Source organism: Pseudonocardia sulfidoxydans NBRC 16205, assembly GCF_007989085.1.
Taxonomy (GTDB): domain Bacteria; phylum Actinomycetota; class Actinomycetes; order Mycobacteriales; family Pseudonocardiaceae; genus Pseudonocardia; species Pseudonocardia sulfidoxydans.
The window spans coordinates 1-15783 of record NZ_BJVJ01000003.1 but is presented as its reverse complement, the minus strand read 5'-3'; the positions used below and the strand labels follow the sequence as shown (position 1 = coordinate 15783).

The window sequence follows — 15783 nt, the reverse complement described above, 5'->3', positions numbered from 1 at the left end:
CTGCGTCGATGCAGCTGCCTGAACCCTAACCCGCGAGCCCGCGCAGACCGCCCTCCTGATCGACGACACCGCGGACTGAACCCGGCTGATCGCCGTTCGAGGCGGGTGAGCGACGCCTGATGCGCTCATCCGCCGGAATCGGCGATCACCGGTTCACGGGAATCGGCAGAACTCGTTGCCGGTGCGCGGGTCGTCGACGGGTACGAACTTCCAGGTCATGCCCAGGCCCGGCACGTCCTCGAGGTAGCGCGGGGTGCCGTCGGGCCCGGGGACGGCCCGTGCCCCGGTCCGTGCCGCCCACCAGGCCGCGGCGGCCACCGGCTGTGCGCTGTCGGTGCAGAGGGCGAACGCCCGCGGCTCGGTCGAGGGGTCGCCGGGCGAGGGGTCGAAGGCGCAGAACTCGTTGCCGTCGGGGTCGGCGTAGACGCTGAAGACGTCGTACTCGGCGAGCCGGGTCGCGCCGGGCAGCTCGCGGCCGGGGACGACGAGGTCGAGGTGCACCCGGTTCTTGACGGTCTTGGGCTCCGGCACGGGGTTCACCCACAGCCAGGGTGTCCCGTCGCGCAGCAGCACGTGCAGTCCCCCGTCGCGTCGCTCGGGCGTGAGCCCGAGGACGTCGGCCCAGAACACGGCGACCCGGGCCGGTTCGGCGGCGTCGGCACACAGGTCCTTGAACCGGGCGGTCACGACGCGGAGGCTAACCGAACCGGGTGCCGCCCGGGACGCGACGACGCGGAGGTGGCGATGCGGACCGAGTGGCTGCACGCGGCAGCGGACGTGCTGCGCGCGTTGAACGCCGACGAGTCCCCGGCGGCGTTGTTGCGCCGGGTCGCGCGCCACACGTGCGCGTTGACGGGTGCGGACTCGTGCGCGGTGATGCTGCTCGACGCGGCCGGCTCGCGGCTCGCGGTCCGGGCGTCGCACGGGTTGACCGAGTCGTACCGGCACGACCTGGACACGTTGCGCCCCTTGCTGGTGCACCCGACGGGCGCGGCGTTCGACGTGCCGGCGGCGCAGGCGGTGCGGGAGCGGCGGACGGTGGTGCTCGCCGACGCGGCCGGGCTGGGCGGGCCGTGGCGTGAGGCGGCCGGCCGCGAGGGTATCCGGACGATCCTGGCGGTGCCGTTGGAGACGGGCGAGGAGTGCCCGGGGGTGTTGGTCGGTTACTCGCGGGAGGCGCACCGGTTCGCGGCGGCGGAGATCGCGCTGGCGGAGCTGATGGCCGAGTACGTGGCGACGGTGCTGCGCGCGTCGCGGGTCAAGGACGTGCAGCGGGCGACGATCGTGGAGCTGGAGAAGACGAACGCCGAGCTGATCAGGGCTGTGGCGAGTCTGCATCACGAACGCGCGCAACGGGAGTGGGCGGAGGCGCAGGACCGGCGGCTGGTGGGGTTGCTGCTGGCGGACGCGGGGCTCGACGGTGTCCTCGGTGCGTTGGGTGAGGCGTTGGCGGCGCGGGTGGTGCTGGAGTCGGTGGATGACGGGTCGGTGCTCGCGGAGGCGGGCGAGGGTCCGCCGGTGGAGCTGGTGGCGGTCGCGGACGAGGGGTCCGCGGTCCGGGTCGATCTGCCGGGTGTCCAGGCGTGGGTGCTGACGCTGTCGGTCGCCCGCGAACCGGTGGCCCGGCTGTGGGTGGCGCGGGAGGGCGGGACCGACACCGACGTCCGCCCGGTGATCGAGCGGTTCGCGCCGCTGGTGGCGTTGGAGCTGCACAAGCGGGGGCACGCGGCGGACACTGCGTTGCGGCTGACCCGCGACCTCGCGGTCGACCTGGTGACGGGGGCGGGTCGCGACGTCGACCTGCGGGATCGGGCCCGCGCGTTGGGCCACGACCTGACCCGCCCGCACACCGTCGTCCTGCTCGACAAGGTCACTGCGGCGACGCGGCGTGCCTTGGGGGGCGGGGTGCTGGTCGGTGAGGACAGCGGTTCGGTGGTGGCGCTGGTCCCGGACTCGGAGCGGTCGGCGCTGGTCACGGCGCTCACCGGAGCGGGGGAACGAGCGGTGGTCGGCCGCACGGTCACCGATACCGGCGAGTTCCCGGTGGCCTGGCGGATCGTGCGGACGGCGGCCGCGCTCACCGATGCGAGGGTGGTCGACCTCGAGGAGCTCGGGGTCGCGACGCTGCTGCTGGAGACCGGTACCCCCGACGGGCTGCGCCGCCTCGCCGACCGTCTGCTGGGCCCGTTGGAGCGGCACGACGCGCAGCGGTCGACGGAGCTGGTCGCGACGGTGCGGGCGTGGCTCGACGCGGGGGGCTCGACGGGCGCGGCGGCGCGGGCGTTGCACGTGCACCCGCACACGGTGGGCTACCGGCTGCGCCGGGTCGCGGAGCTGACCGGCCTGGATCCGCAGCGCGCCGACGACGTCTTCGAGCTGCGCGCCGCGGTCATGGTCCGCGCGGTCCAGGGGGCCGAAGCACCTCGTGAGTGGCAATAGTCGCTATAGCGACTATTGCCACTCACAGACCGTTCGCGTCGGGGGCACAGAATGCGGGGCACCTTTTGGCCGCCGATCCATGGCCCCCGTCACACCGACGCCGCGACGATGGGGGCGGCAGCGGAGCGGAGGGCCCATGTACCGGATCGGGATCGACGTCGGCGGCACGTTCACCGACTGCGTCGCGGTGGACGAGGACACCGGCGAGGTGCGGACCTGCAAGGTCCCGACGACGCCCGCGGACCAGTCGGACGGGTTCGTCGCCGGTGTCGAGGCCCTCGGCATCCCGATGGACGAGATCTCGCTGGTGCTGCACGGCTGCACGGTCGGGCTCAACGCGGTGCTGACGCGCACGGGCTGCCGGATCGGCGTCGTCACCACCGACGGGTTCCGCGACGTGCTCGCGATGGGCCGCGGGCAGCGGCCGGGCAGCGACCAGTTCAACCCGCGCTGGCAACGGGAGTTCGGCGACGCCCGCCGCCCGTTCGCGCCGCGGCACCTGCGGCGCACGGTGGCGGGCCGGATCGACCGCGACGGCCGCGAGGTCGTCCCGCTCGACGAGGCGGGGCTGGAGCGGGAGGTGCGGTTCCTCGTCGAGCAGGGCGTCGAGGCGATCGTGGTGTGCTTCGTCAACGCCTACGCCGACGACAAGCACGAGCGGCAGGCGGCGCGGATCGTCGCCGACGTGGCGCCGGGGCTGCCGTGCTGGACGTCGACGGCGGTGCACCCGTGCTTCAAGGAGTACCCCCGCTTCTCGACGGCGGCGGTGAACACCTACGTCGGCCCGCTGGTGCAGCGCTACCTCGACCGGGCGCAGCAGCGGCTGGCCGCGATGGGCTACGACGGGCCGTTGATGGTGATGCAGTCCAACGGCGGTGTGCTGCCGGCGACGACGGCGCGCGACCGCCCGGCGTACACGTTGCAGTCGGGTCCGTCGGGCGGGGTGATCTCGTCGCAGCGCGGCGGTGGGCGGGTCGGCGCGGGCAACCTGATCACCCTCGACATCGGCGGGACCAGCGCGGACTGCGCGATCGTGGCCGACGGGACGCCGGTGCTGACGACGGAGCTGGAGCTGGAGCACGACGTCGTGATCGCGCTGCCGGCGCTGGACGTGCACAGCATCGGCACCGGGGGCGGGTCGGTGGCGTGGGTGGACGCGCGGGGTGCGCTGCGGGTGGGCCCGCACAGTGCGGGCGCGGACCCGGGCCCGGCCTGCTACGGCCGTGGCGGCACCGACGCCACGGTGACCGACGCGCTGGCGGTGCTGGGTGTGCTGGGTCCGGCGCAGTTCATGGGCGGCGCGGCGACGTTCGACATCGCCGCGGCGCAGGCCGCCGTCGCCCCGCTCGGCGAGAGGCTGGGGCTGGACGCACCGGCTGCGGCGCAAGGGATCGTCGACGTCGCGACCGCGGCGATGGTCGAGGCGGCCCGGGAGGTGTCGGTGTACAACGGGGTCGACCCGCGGCGGTTCGCGCTCTACGCGTACGGCTCGGCCGGGCCGGTGTTCGCGGCGCGGATCGGGCGCGCGCTGGGCTGTGAGTCGGTGATCGTCCCGCCGCAGCCCGGCGAGGAGTCCGCGTACGGGCTCGCGCTGGCCGACCTGCGCTGCGACGTCGGCGAGCCGGTGGTGAAGGAGCTGGGGGCGCTGCCGGCGGGCGCGCTCGACGACGCCTACGCCCGGCTCTCCGACGACGCCCGCCGCACCCTCGGCGCGCGCGAGGACGTCGAGGTGACGCGCTGGCTCGACGGCCGCTACCAGGGCCAGACATGGGAGACCCCGGGTGTCCCGGTGCCCGACGGTGACCTCGACGTCCCGGCGATGGCGCGGCTGCGCACCAACTTCGACGACACCCACCGCCGGACCTGGGGTTACGCGGTGGCGCACGCCGACGTGAAGGCGACGATGGCGCGGGTGACGGCGACGGTCGCGCTGGGTACGCCCGACCCGCCGGACCTCGGCGCGGGCGGTGACGCCGCGGGGTCGGGGTCGGCCCGGATCTTCCGCGACGGGGCGTGGCGCGACACCCCGATCGTCGACCGGTCCACGTTGGGCGCGGGCGCGCGGGTCACCGGCCCGGCGCTCGTCGTGCAGCCCACGGCGACGACGGTCCTCGACGACGGTGAGACCGCGGAGGTCCGGCCGACGGGGCATCTCGTGATCACCTGGGGGCAGCGATGAGCACGGACAACAGCAACACCGACAGCGGCAACGTCGAGCTGGAGATCGTCCGCAACGCCTTCTACGCAACGGTCCGCCAGGCCGGGCGGATCATCCTGCGGTCGAGCTTCTCCCCCATCATCCGTGACGCGTTCGACTTCTGCGTGACCCTCGTCGGGCCGATCGCGCCGCCGCGGCTGGACCTCGACATCGTCGCGATGAACGAGAGCCTCGCGCACTTCTCCGGGGTCATGCCCTACATGGTGCGCAACCTGGTGTGGGAGTACGGCGCCGAGAACCTCCGCCCGGGCGATCTCATCGCCTACAACAACCCGTTCAAGGGCGGCAACCACGTCTACGACAACGGGTTCTTCCGGCCGGTGTTCGTCGGCGACGAGATGATCGGCGGGGTCGCGGTGAAGGCCCACCTGGTCGACATGGGCGGGCTGACCGCGGGCGGCTACTCGGTGCGCAAGCGCAGCGTGTTCGAGGAGGGCGTCGTGATCTCCGGGGTGCAGGTGTACCGCGACGACAAGCCGTTCGTGCCGGGCTTCAACCTGTACTTCGACAACTCGCGGTTGCCGCAGAACATGCTGGCCGACCTGCAGGCGCTGCACAGCGCGGCGTCGTTCGCCGAGCAGCGGCTGCTGGCGCTGGCCGAGCAGCACGGCGTCGAGACGGTGCACGATGCGATGGCCTACACCCTCGACTATGCCGACCGTTCCACCCGCGACGGGCTGCGCGCCCTGCCCGACGGCGACTTCGTCGGCGAGGACGGCATCGACGCCGACGCCTACAACGACGAGCCGTACGTCATCCGCACGACGGTCCGCAAGCGGGGCGACGAGGTGGAGGTCGACTTCAGCGGCACCAGCCGGGAGGCGGCGTCGTCGGTGAACTGCTCGGTGTTCGACGCGATCAACGGCGTGTTCACGGCGGTCAAGTTCCTGTGCGACCCGCACAACCCGAACAACTCGGGGGCGTTCCGGTGTGTGAGCGTCGTGATCCCGGAGGGGACGTTCGTGAGCGCCCGCCCGCCCGCGGCGACGACGATGTACTTCGACGCGGCCGAGGCCGTGTTCAACGCGGTGACGAAGGCGTTCCTGTCGGGCGCGCCGCCGGAGGCGGGGTTCGGCGGGCACTACGGCACGAACATGGGCCTGCTGATCACCGGGTCGGTCGGCATCGGGCCCGCCGGGCCGCGACGTGGGCTGCCGCCCGCGGTGGCCGAGCAGCTGGCGGCGGCGACGCAGTCGATCCCCGCGACGCTCGACGACCCGGACGCGGCGGGCCGGCGGCTGTTCGTGGCGCCGCTGTTCGCGCTCGGCGGGTTCGGCGCCTCCGCCGAGGGCGACGGCGAGAACTTCGTGTCGATGAGCCAGCAGAACCTGATGGAGATGTCGGCGGAGGCCATCGAGGAGGACCACCCGGTCATGGTGCTGCGCAAGGAGTTCGCGGCCGACTCGGGCGGCCCGGGCGAGCACCGGGGCGGCGCGGCGGTGGTCTACGACCGGATGGTCGTCTCCCGTGCCGACGTCTACCCGCTGCTGCTGCACCTGCGGGTGCTGCCGTGGGGGTCCGACGGTGCCGGTCCCGGGCGGCCGGGTGCGGCGTGGGTCGGGCGCCCCGACGACGCGCCACCCGGCACGGACGTGGCCCGGGTGTGGCTCGCGGGCAACGGTGACACCCCGGCCCTGCTCCCGCTCGGCGGCTACTTCGACGACGAGCAGTCCCCCACCGACCGCGGGTCGGGGACCTGGGTGAACGGCCTGTCCGACATCGACGCGGCCCCCGGCACCCTGGTCCGCGTCCGCACCCCGGGCGCGGGTGGCTGGGGTGATCCGTTGCGCCGCGACCCGGCCGCGGTGCTGCGCGACGTGCGCGACGGCTACGTCACCGTCGACGGGGCCCGCCGTGACTACGGTGTCGTCGTCACCGGGGACCCGGACACGGCGCCGCAGGCCCTCGCGGTCGACGAGGCGGCGACGCGCGAGGAGCGGGAGGGCACGCGATGACGATGCTGTTCGGCCGGCCCGAGGAACCGACGCTGTCGGTGACCCGGACGCCGCTGCACGAGACCTGCCCGGAGTGCGGCGGTACCGGCGTCGATGGCTACCCGATGCTCGACCTGCGGGGCTGGTGCCTGGTGGCGCGCTGTCTCGACTGCCTGCACGTGCTGCGCCGCGAACCGAGCCCGACACCGTTCGGGTTCACCTACGTCCCGTTCAGCGCGCACCTGATCGGCGACGACGGGGGCACCCGTGGCTGACCGCGTCGCCGTCGTCACCGGCGCCTCGGGCGGGATCGGCCGGGCGACGGCGAGAGCGTTGGCGCGCAATGGGTTCGCGGTCGTCGTCACGGCCCGGGAGGTGGGCCGGCTCGACGCCACCGTCGACGAGCTGCGTACGTTCGGCGCCGCGGTCGAAGCCGTGGCGTGCGAGGTGACCGACGAGGGCTCGATCGCGGCCGTGGCGGCGGCCGCGCACGGGCTCGGGGTGGTGCACACCGTCGTCGCCAACGCCGGGGTCCCCGGGCCGGTCGCGCCGCTGCACGAGGTCACGGCGGCGCAGTGGCGCGACTGCCTCGCGACGAACCTCGACGGCGTCTTCCTGACGTTCCGGGCGTTCCTGCCCGGCCTGATGCAGCGCCGGGCGGGGTCGCTGATCGCGGTCGGGTCGATGACGGGCAAGCGCCCCATGGCGAACCGCGGCCCGTACGCGGCGTCGAAACTGGGACTGATCGGGCTGGTCCGGACGCTGGCGACCGAGCTGGGCCCGTCGGGGGTCCGCGCGAACTGCGTGTGCCCGGGCCCGGTCGACAGCGAACGGCTCGACACCCTGGCACGGCGCAACGCCGAGCGCGACGGCATCAGCGAGGCGAAGGCCCGCGCGGCGTTCACCGCGATCTCGCCGATGGGCCGCGCCGTCACCGCCGACGAGGTGGCCGCGACCTGCGCGTTCCTCGCCTCCGACGCGGCCGCCGGTATCACTGGCGAGGACCTCAACGTGAGCGCCGGCGCGGTCATGCACTGAGCCCCTGTGAGCGGCAATAGTCGCTATAGCGACTATTGCCGCTCACAACCCCTGACCAGCCCGTTCCCGCCGGTCGACTCGACCACCTGGCACGGCCCCGCGGCCGCCACCGCGCGGCACCGGCATTCCGCGTCCGGCGGTGGTCCGGACACCCGGTTCGGCCAGTACGAATGACCGGTCATTCAACCGGTTCCGAACGACTGCGGTACCCGCCACATCGCACACCACCGTCTTGACAGGGGCGCTCCCGACGCGTTCAGTTGAAGCGTCCATCCAGAGCGGCCGAGAGACCGGGCTCGTCGACGCCGCAGCAACCACGCGTGACCACGCGGGGTGCTACCGCCCGGATCGATGGGAGACCGTGGTGCACCGAGCGTGCCTGCCGTCCGCCGCGCCGCTGCGCGGCCTGTGGACGAAGCGCCGTCACCTGGATCTGGGCCGCCTGCACGCCACCCTCTGTCGCTGACGCCTTCCCGCTCGGCCCTGCCCGCACCCCCGAACGGTCCGCGCGCTCCCGCGCGGACCGTCACTGCCGCGTACCCGTCCGTCGGTCCCGTCCCGGAGGCACCCATGTCCCACGCCGGTCCCATTCCCGTCCCCCGCCGTCCCGCCGGGGCGCCACGACCCGGCGCGCCGTCGTCGGATGTCGACGTGGTCGTCGTCGGCGCCGGGGTCGTCGGTGCCGCCGCCGCCTGGCAGCTCGCGGCCCGGGGGAACGAGGTGCTGCTGCTCGACCGGTTCGGCCCGGGCCACAGCCACGGCGCCTCGCACGGCACGAGCCGCATCTACCGCCAGACCTACGCCTCCGATCCCTACGTCCGGCTCGCGGTCGAGGCCCACGACCTGTGGCGATGTCTCGAGGACGTCACCGGTGCACCGCTGCTGCAGATCACCGGCGGCGTCGACCACGGCGACGACGTCGCGTCCGTCCGCGCACTGGCCGCGTCGCTGGCCGCGCACGGCATCGCGCACACGTGGCTCGACCCGCGCGAGGCGGAGCAGCGCTGGCCGGGGATGCGGTTCTCCGGCCGGGTGCTGCTGCAGCCCGACCGGTCCGGACGGCTGCACGCGGACCAGGCCGTGGCCGCGCTGACCGCGGCCGCCGCCGGGCACGGCGCCGTGCTGCGCCGTCACACCCGCGTCGAGCGGCTCGCGGTGCGCGGCGACGACCGCGTCGACGTCGCGACCCCCGACGGACGCATCCGGGCCCGCCGGGTCGTCGTCGCGGCCGGGGCGTGGTCGGCAGGTCTGCTCGCGGGCCTGGTCGACCTGCCGCCGCTGCGGGTCACGCAGGAGCAGCCCGCGCACTTCGCGGTCCGCGGCGCCGACCCGTGCCGTCCCGTCGACCCGGCCTGGCCGACGTTCATCCACCACACCGGCCCGGCACAGGGCTGGCCGTCGGCGGTGTACGGGCTGCCCGCGCCGGGGCTCGGGGTGAAGGTCGGGTTCCACGGTGTGGGACCCGAGTGCGACCCCGACCGTCGCACGTTCACCGCCGAACCGGATCAGCTCGCCCGTCTGCAGGACTACGTCGCGCGGTTCCTGCCCGGCCTCGACGCGTCGCGGCCCGACCCCGTGAGCTGCACCTACACCACGACCCCGGACTCCGGCTTCTTCCTGCACGCCGCGGGGCCGCTCGTCGTCGCCGCGGGGCTGTCCGGGCACGGGTTCAAGTTCGCGCCCGCGCTCGGCCGGGTGCTCGCCGACCTCGCCGTCGGCGACGCCACCCGCTCGCCACTTGCCGCCGCCGGCTGACCGACCACGACCTGCGAAGGACTCTCCCGATGCCCTCCCGTCTCCTGCACCTCGCCGTCGACCTCGACGGCGACGGTGCGCACCCCGCGTCCTGGCGCCGCGCGCGCCACGCCCCCGACCGGCTGCTCACGTCGGAGCGCGTCGCGCGGGTCGTGCGCGTCGCCGAGAACGCCGGGTTCACCCTTGCCACGTTCGAGGACTCCCCCGCGCCGCCGCGGCGCAGGCCCGACCCGGCCGGGCGCATCGGCGCCGTCGAGCGCGCCGCGTTCGCCGCGCCCCTGACCAGTGTCATCGCGCTCGCCCCGGTCGTGTCGACGACCTACTCCGAGCCCTTCCACGTCGCCTCCCAGCTGGCCTCGCTCGACTTCGCCGCCGCGGGCCGTGCGGGCTGGGTGGTGTCGGCGACCGACGACGCCGCCGTCGCCGCCGCCCTGGGCCGGCCGTTCGTCACCGGCGACGGCCTGAGCCGCGAGGCCCGCGACGCCGTCACCGTGAACCGGGCGCTGTGGGACTCCTGGGAGGACGACGCGGCGATCCGCGATGTCGCCACCGGCCGTTACCTCGACGTCGACAAGCTCCACCACGTCGACTTCGTCGGCGAGACGTACTCGGTGAAGGGCCCGGCGATCGTGCCGCGCCCGCCGCAGGGCCAGCTCGTCGTGCTCGCGCCGGAGGGGCTCGTCCCGCCCGACCTGGTCGACGTCACCCTCGTCGCCGACCCCACGGTCGACGGCATCGGCGCGGCCGCGCGCCGGGCGGCGACGCCGCGGGTGTTCGCCGAGGTCGAGGTCGTCATCGACACCCCGGACGGCGACGCGGTCGACCGGCTCGCGGGTCTGGACGCTGCGACGCAGTGGCCGCGCGGCGAGCGGTTGCGCCACGTCGGGTCGCCCGCCGCGCTCGTCGCTCTGCTCACCGACCTCGCACGGGTCGTCGACGGGGTGCGGCTGTTCCCACTGGTGCTCGACGAGGAGCTGCCGGTGCTTTCGGCCCACGTGCTGCCGGCCCTGTTCCGCGGCGGTGTCGCGACCCGCCCGGTTGCCGGCTCGTCGCTGCGTACGACGCTGGGGCTGCCTCGCCCGGCCAACCGCTTCACCTCGCAGGAGGTCCCGGCATGAACGTCCCCTTCCCCGACGCGCAGGTCCATCTCGGGGTGTTCTTCCAGGGCGTGAACCACTGGACGATCTGGTCGGAACCCGAGAGCGGATCGCAGATCGACTTCGCCTCGTTCCGCCGGATGATCGCCACCGCCGAACGCGGACTGTTCGACGCGTTCTTCCTCGGCGAGGGGCTGCGGCTGCGCGAGTCGGGCGGGCGCATCCACGACCTCGACATCGCCGGGCGCCCCGACGCGATCACCCAGCTCGCGGCCCTCGCCGGGCTGACGAGCCGGATCGGGCTCGTCGCCACCCAGAACACGACCTACAACGAGCCCGCCGACCTGGCGCGACGGCTGTCGGGCCTCGACCTGCTCTCGGACGGGCGTGCGGGCTGGAACGTCGTGACCACCGACAACGCGTGGACCGGGGAGAACTTCCGTCGTGGCGGATTCCTCGACCATGCCGACCGCTACGTGCGCGCCGAGCAGTTCCTGCACGTCGCGCGCGGGCTGTGGGACGGCTGGGACGACGCGGCCGTCGCGACGTCGACCGACGCGCCCGCGTGGTCGCACGGCGACGCGATCACCCCGGTCCTGGCGCGGACGTCGCAGTTCTCGATCGACGCCGTCCCGCTGCTGCCGCGCAGCCCCCAGGGCCATCCGGTGATCTTCCAGGCCGGGGACTCGGCGGAGGGCCGGGACTTCGCCGCCCGCAACGCCGACGTGATCTTCTCCGCGCACGGCGGCGACGTCGACGACGCGCTCGCGTTCGCCACCGACATCCGCGCCCGGCTGCGCGCCGTCGGCCGGCCCGAGGACGACGTCCGCATCCTGCCCGGCACGACGATCGTCATCGGGGACACGGAGTCCGAGGCCGAGGAGAAGGCGCGCTGGCTCGAGCTGCGCCAGGTGACCCCGGCGACGGCGCTCGCGATCGCGAGCCAGGTGTGGGGCTTCGACCTGTCCGACCGCGATCCGGACGGGCCGCTGCCCGCGGAGGACCCGGTCGTCGCCGAGGCGACCGGCGAGATGGGGTCGCGACGCTGGAACGACAAGCACGCGATCGTGGCGCGCTGGCGCGATGTGGCCGCCGCGCAGAAGCTGTCGTTGCGCGAGACGGTCATCGAGCTGGAGCCGCGCCGCGGCCACGTCGGCACCCCGGCGGGGCTGGCCGAGAAGTTCGCGCACTGGGTGCGCCACGGCGCGGTCGACGGTTTCAACGTCTCCCCCTATTTCACCCCGGACGGGCTCGACGACATCGTCGATCTGCTGGTGCCGGCGATGCAGGAGCGGGGCGTCTACCGCGACGCCTACGAGGGCACGACGTTGCGCGAGCACCTCGGCCTGCGCGCACCGCTGAGCCGGCGGTCGGCGTGAATGGTCCGAACAATTCCCACGCATTTCCCGGGAAGGCTCGGAGCCATACGCCACATTGACACAGGAACGCAACGGAATTAACGTTCACACGGACGAGTGACCATTGTGGCCGCACTCGACCACGATGCCCCGTGCCGGGGCGGGACAAGGACGACGATGACCGCGACGAGCGCTCCGAGCTGCACCGACGTGCAGTGGCGGCGTCATGGTCCCGTCGTCCGGTGCTCCCGCCGCCATGTCGACCTGCACCGTGTCGACAGCGCTATCTGTCGCGTTCTGCAGCCGTCCCGCTGACCGTCCGGGCATTTCGCCCGAATTCATCGTGTCCCGCCGCGCGACGTCCACCGGAGCGGTTCTCGCACGCCGTTCTCTGGTTTTCCGCGCGCCCATTTCCTGGAGTCCACGCCCATGGGCGGCACCGAACCCCCGCGCACGGGGACCACCCTCGTGCGCCCCGACGACCCGACCGACCGACCCGGCGGGCCGCCGCTCGACGCCTCCGAACGCGTCGTGCCGCTGCGTCACCCCTGGCGCTGGATCGCGACGGTCGTCGTCCTGATCGTGTCCGCCCAGATCGTGCACGGGCTGGTCACCAACCCGTTCTTCCAGTGGGACCGGTTCGCCTACTGGTTCGCGCGCCCGGTCATCCTCGACGCCCTGCTGATCACGCTGAAGGTCACCGCGCTCAGCGCCGTCTTCGGCCTGCTCGGCGGGGTCGTCCTCGCGCTGTGCCGGCTCTCCCGCAGCCCCGTCCTGCAGATCACGAGCTGGGGCTACATCTGGCTGTTCCGCTCGGTCCCGCTCATCGTGCTGCTGTTGTTCCTCTACAACTTCAGCGCGCTCTACCCGACGCTGGGCATCGGCATCCCGTTCGGCCCGACGTTCGTGGAGTTCGACGAGGCGGCGCTGGCCACCGAGATCGTCATCGCCGTCGTCGGGCTCAGCCTCAACGAGGCCGCCTACGCCGCCGAGGTGGTCCGCGGCGGCATCCTCGCGGTCGACCACGGCCAGCACGAGGCCGCGGCGGCCCTCGGCCTGCCCCGGCGATACCAGTTCCGGCGCATCGTCGCGCCGCAGGCGCTCAGATCGATCGTGCCGAACTACGTCAACCAGCTGATCAACCTGATCAAGGCCACGTCGCTGGTGTTCTACGTGTCGTTGCTCGACCTGTTCGGGCAGGTCCAGAGCCTCGGCAGCACCTACCCCGGCGACATCGTCCCGCTGCTGATCGTCGCGACGGTCTGGTACGTCATCCTCACCAGCCTCGTCTCGGTCGCGCAGTACTACATCGAGCGCTACTTCGCGCGCGGTGCGGTCCGGACGATGCCGCTCACCCCCTGGCAGAAGCTGCGCACCGGCGTCGCCGCGCTGCGTGGCCGGATCGCGGCAGGAGCCCTGCGATGACGACCGACGCCACCACCGACACCGCGACGGCGACCACGCTCGATCCCCTCGCCGATGTGCGTCCTGCCGCGGTCGAGGTCCACGGCGCGCACAAGTGGTTCGGCGCCAACCACGTACTGGCCGGGATCGACCTGACCGTGCAGCCGGGGCAGGTCGCGGTGATCCTCGGCCCGTCGGGCTCCGGCAAGTCGACGCTGCTGCGCACGGTCAACCACCTGGAGAAGCTCGACCGCGGGCACGTCAGCGTCAACGGCGAGCTGATCGGGGTGCGCCGCCACGGCGGGCGGCTCAAGGAGCTCGGCGAACGCGCGATCCTGCGCCAGCGCGCCGGGATCGGGTTCGTCTTCCAGAACTTCAACCTGTTCCCGCACCTGACCGCGCTGGAGAACGTCGCCGCCGCACCCGTCGCGACCGGACGGGTGGACAAGGCCGCGGCCCGCGAGCTGGCCGCCGAGCTGCTCGCCCGGGTCGGCCTCGCCGACAAGAACGGCGCCTACCCGCGCCAGCTCTCCGGCGGGCAGCAGCAGCGCGTCGCGATCGCGCGGGCGCTCGCCCTGCGCCCCGGCGTCATCCTGTTCGACGAGCCGACCTCCGCGCTCGATCCCGAACTGGTCGGCGAGGTCCTCGGCGTCATCGACGACCTCGCCAGCACCGGCACCACCCTGGTCGTCGTCACCCACGAGATCGGGTTCGCCCGCCGGGTCGCCGACCTCGTCGTCTTCCTCGACCACGGCGTCGTCGTCGAGCAGGGCACCCCGGCCGAGGTCCTCGACCACCCCCGACACCCCCGCACCCGCGACTTCCTCGCCAAGGTGCTCTGAACCATCCCAGGAGAGAACGTGTCAGGAGTCAGAACCCGTCTCACGACCCGGTGGGCGCGCGTCGCCGCCGCGGGCGTCGTCACCGTCGTGCTCGGGGCCACGGCGGCCGCCTGCGGCGGGGACGCCGACGCCGCGAGCGGCGGCAAGGCCAGTGGCACCACCGACGTCACCATCGGTGCGGTGTCCAACGGCGCTGCCAAGGAGACCGTGGTCAAGGTCGACGTCGTCGAGTCGATCCGCAACGAGGTGCCCAAGGAGATCCTCGACAAGGGGCAGCTCGTCATCGGGGCGGGCTTCCTGCCGACCGGCGCCGCGCCGCTGGGCTTCGTCGGCACCGACCAGAAGACGCTGACCGGCTCCGAGCCCGACCTCGGCCGGCTCGTCGCGGCGGTGCTGGGCCTCGAGCCGGTGCACAACAACGCCACGTGGGAGAACCTGTTCGTCGGCATCGACAGCGGGCGCACCGACGTCGGCTTCTCCAACATCACCGACACCGAGCAGCGCAAGCTCAAGTACGACTTCGCCTGCTACCGCCAGGACAACCTCGGCTTCGAGGCCCTCGCGAGCAACCCGTGGAGCTTCGACGGCACCGCGAAGAGCCTGGCGGGCAAGACGTTCTCGGTCGGCAAGGGCACCAACCAGGAGAAGATCCTGCTGCAGTGGCAGACCGAGTTACAGGCCGCCGGTCAGACCCTCGACATCAAGTACTACCCCGACGTCAACAGCACCTACCTGGCACTGACCTCGGGCAAGATCGACGCCTACTTCACCCCGAACCCCAGCATCGCCTACCACGTGACGCAGACGGCGACCACGCCCCAGCCGACGAAGAGCGCTGGCGTCTACTCCGGTGCGGGCGCGTCGCTGCAGGGACTGATCTGCGCCACCACGAAGAAGGACAACGGGCTCGCGAAGCCGCTGGCCGACGCCGTCAACCACCTGATCCAGAACGGCCAGTACAAGCAGTGGCTCGACACCTGGAACCTGGCCAACGAGGCCATCCCCACGTCGGAAATCAACCCGCCGGGCCTGCCGTTGACCAACACGTGACCGCTGCACGGCTCCGAACCACGGAAGGAGCGGGATGACGATCCCGTCCGACGTACGACCCGGCGCGACGGCCGATGCGGCCGCCGAACGGGTGCTCGACAACGCCCCATACGCCTCGCTGAGTGGCCCGCACCACCGCTTCGCCGAGCGGCACGGGACGGCGTTGCGCTACCACCCCGACGTGTCGGTGTTCGCCGCGCTGCCGAGCGCGGCGGGCCCGGCCGACTGGGCCGACATGGCCGCCCTCGTCGGGCCCGGCGCGACGATCGCCGTGTCCGGCCAGGACGTCTCCTCCGTGCCGGACACGTGGGGAGTGCTCGAGACCGGGCAGGGCGTCCAGCTCGTCGACGACGGGCTCGTCACCGCACCCGACGAGGAGGCCGTCCGGCTCGGGGCGGCCGACGTCGACGAGATGCTCGCCCTGGTGGCGCTGACCAAACCGGGGCCGTTCGCGGTCCGGACGGTCGAACTGGGCACCTACCTGGGCATCCGCCGGGGCGGCGCGCTCGTCGCCATGGCGGGCGAGCGGCTGCACCCGCCCGGCTGGACCGAGATCAGCGCCGTGTGCACCCACCCCGACCACCGCGGTCAGGGGCTCGCGACCCGGCTGGTGCGGGCCGTCGGTCACGGCATCCGGGAGCGCGGGGA

General features: G+C 73.2%; 13 protein-coding genes and 1 riboswitch. Of the genes, 12 read left to right on the top strand and 1 reads right to left on the bottom strand.

Features of this window, described 5'->3' with window-relative positions; all coding sequences use genetic code 11:
- Window positions 1-153 precede the first annotated feature (153 nt).
- Complete coding sequence (locus tag PSU4_RS02160; RefSeq protein ID WP_147102230.1) at window positions 154-687, bottom strand: VOC family protein; 534 nt, start codon at window positions 685-687, stop codon at window positions 154-156.
- 57 nt (window positions 688-744) lie between these two features.
- Between PSU4_RS02160 and PSU4_RS02155 the strand changes: the two genes are divergently transcribed.
- From PSU4_RS02155 to PSU4_RS02100, 12 genes are all read left to right on the top strand, one after another.
- Complete coding sequence (locus tag PSU4_RS02155; protein ID WP_147102228.1) at window positions 745-2439, top strand: helix-turn-helix domain-containing protein; 1695 nt, start codon at window positions 745-747, stop codon at window positions 2437-2439.
- Between the two features lie 136 nt (window positions 2440-2575).
- A complete protein-coding gene (locus tag PSU4_RS02150; protein ID WP_186816700.1) occupies window positions 2576-4618 on the top strand; it encodes a hydantoinase/oxoprolinase family protein in 2043 nt (680 codons plus the stop codon).
- Window positions 4615-6612, top strand: a complete 1998-nt coding sequence (locus PSU4_RS02145; protein WP_147102224.1) for a hydantoinase B/oxoprolinase family protein — start codon at window positions 4615-4617, stop codon at window positions 6610-6612. Before PSU4_RS02150 ends, PSU4_RS02145 begins: the two co-directional genes overlap by 4 nt.
- A complete protein-coding gene (locus PSU4_RS02140) occupies window positions 6609-6866 on the top strand; it encodes a hypothetical protein (protein ID WP_147102222.1) in 258 nt (85 codons plus the stop codon). The genes PSU4_RS02145 and PSU4_RS02140 overlap by 4 nt, the downstream gene beginning before the upstream one ends.
- A complete protein-coding gene (locus tag PSU4_RS02135) occupies window positions 6859-7629 on the top strand; it encodes an SDR family NAD(P)-dependent oxidoreductase (RefSeq protein ID WP_147102221.1) in 771 nt (256 codons plus the stop codon). Before PSU4_RS02140 ends, PSU4_RS02135 begins: the two co-directional genes overlap by 8 nt.
- A 266-nt stretch (window positions 7630-7895) precedes the next feature.
- A riboswitch (SAM riboswitch) is annotated at window positions 7896-7987 on the top strand.
- A gap of 212 nt (window positions 7988-8199) precedes the next feature.
- Window positions 8200-9384: an N-methyl-L-tryptophan oxidase gene (gene solA / locus PSU4_RS02130; RefSeq protein WP_147102219.1), complete on the top strand. Its 1185-nt coding sequence runs from the start codon at window positions 8200-8202 to the stop codon at window positions 9382-9384.
- Between the two features lie 29 nt (window positions 9385-9413).
- Window positions 9414-10502: an LLM class flavin-dependent oxidoreductase gene (locus PSU4_RS02125; RefSeq protein ID WP_147102217.1), complete on the top strand. Its 1089-nt coding sequence runs from the start codon at window positions 9414-9416 to the stop codon at window positions 10500-10502.
- Window positions 10499-11860, top strand: coding sequence for an NtaA/DmoA family FMN-dependent monooxygenase (locus tag PSU4_RS02120; RefSeq protein ID WP_147102215.1), 1362 nt, complete (start codon window positions 10499-10501; stop codon window positions 11858-11860). The genes PSU4_RS02125 and PSU4_RS02120 overlap by 4 nt, the downstream gene beginning before the upstream one ends.
- Window positions 11861-12268: 408 nt before the next feature.
- Window positions 12269-13264, top strand: coding sequence for an amino acid ABC transporter permease (locus PSU4_RS02115; protein ID WP_147102212.1), 996 nt, complete (start codon window positions 12269-12271; stop codon window positions 13262-13264).
- Window positions 13261-14085, top strand: a complete 825-nt coding sequence (locus PSU4_RS02110) for an amino acid ABC transporter ATP-binding protein (RefSeq protein ID WP_147102210.1) — start codon at window positions 13261-13263, stop codon at window positions 14083-14085. Before PSU4_RS02115 ends, PSU4_RS02110 begins: the two co-directional genes overlap by 4 nt.
- Window positions 14086-14103: 18 nt before the next feature.
- Window positions 14104-15135, top strand: coding sequence for a transporter substrate-binding domain-containing protein (locus tag PSU4_RS02105; RefSeq protein WP_186816699.1), 1032 nt, complete (start codon window positions 14104-14106; stop codon window positions 15133-15135).
- 34 nt (window positions 15136-15169) lie between these two features.
- Window positions 15170-15783 (top strand): GNAT family N-acetyltransferase (locus PSU4_RS02100; RefSeq protein WP_147102208.1); only part of this gene is annotated, 614 nt, incomplete at its 3' end.

Excerpts from the sequence above, each read along its gene's own strand:
- PSU4_RS02115 (WP_147102212.1), top strand. The coding sequence starts at position 12,269 with ATGGGCGGCACCGAACCCCCGCGCACGGGGACCACCCTCGTGCGCCCC.
- PSU4_RS02120 (WP_147102215.1), top strand. The coding sequence starts at position 10,499 with ATGAACGTCCCCTTCCCCGACGCGCAGGTCCATCTCGGGGTGTTCTTC.
- PSU4_RS02155 (WP_147102228.1), top strand. The coding sequence starts at position 745 with ATGCGGACCGAGTGGCTGCACGCGGCAGCGGACGTGCTGCGCGCGTTG.
- PSU4_RS02125 (WP_147102217.1), top strand. The coding sequence starts at position 9,414 with ATGCCCTCCCGTCTCCTGCACCTCGCCGTCGACCTCGACGGCGACGGT.
- solA (WP_147102219.1), top strand. The coding sequence starts at position 8,200 with ATGTCCCACGCCGGTCCCATTCCCGTCCCCCGCCGTCCCGCCGGGGCG.
- PSU4_RS02140 (WP_147102222.1), top strand. The coding sequence starts at position 6,609 with ATGACGATGCTGTTCGGCCGGCCCGAGGAACCGACGCTGTCGGTGACC.
- PSU4_RS02110 (WP_147102210.1), top strand. The coding sequence starts at position 13,261 with ATGACGACCGACGCCACCACCGACACCGCGACGGCGACCACGCTCGAT.
- PSU4_RS02150 (WP_186816700.1), top strand. The coding sequence starts at position 2,576 with ATGTACCGGATCGGGATCGACGTCGGCGGCACGTTCACCGACTGCGTC.
- PSU4_RS02145 (WP_147102224.1), top strand. The coding sequence starts at position 4,615 with ATGAGCACGGACAACAGCAACACCGACAGCGGCAACGTCGAGCTGGAG.